1 pseudogene is annotated in these 294 nt (G+C 57.1%); it reads left to right on the top strand.

Going from position 1 to position 294, the window contains the following annotated elements:
• Nucleotides 1-129: 129 nt before the first annotated feature.
• Nucleotides 130-294, top strand: a pseudogene (locus NE591_RS14955) (MFS transporter); the annotation flags it as partial.

Here is a 294-nt window from a genome sequence, read left to right as displayed (position 1 = left end):
CACGAAGATGGGGAGGTTCGCGCATCTGTGAGACACGGATGCCGGGCCTCCCTCGTTTCTAAAGGGGGTGTTTCCCGATGCGGAAAACACAAAATAAATAGGGGTTCGGAAAGGATCTGGGTGATTTCCATGGCGTCTAGCGAAACAGCGGTTGCAGTCCAGCGCGATAGTGAGGAGCACGCGACACTGAGGCGCGTAGCGGTCTCCTCCTTCCTCGGGAACTTCATCGAATGGTTCGACTACGCGTCCTATTCCTACTTCGCGACGGTCATCGCGCTCGTGCTCATGCCTGCG

The sequence above is a fragment of the Adlercreutzia sp. DFI.6.23 genome (genome assembly GCF_024462535.1).
Lineage (GTDB): Bacteria > Actinomycetota > Coriobacteriia > Coriobacteriales > Eggerthellaceae > Adlercreutzia > Adlercreutzia rubneri.
Note: the sequence above shows the minus strand (reverse complement) of the source record. Positions and strands in the feature narration are given on the sequence as shown.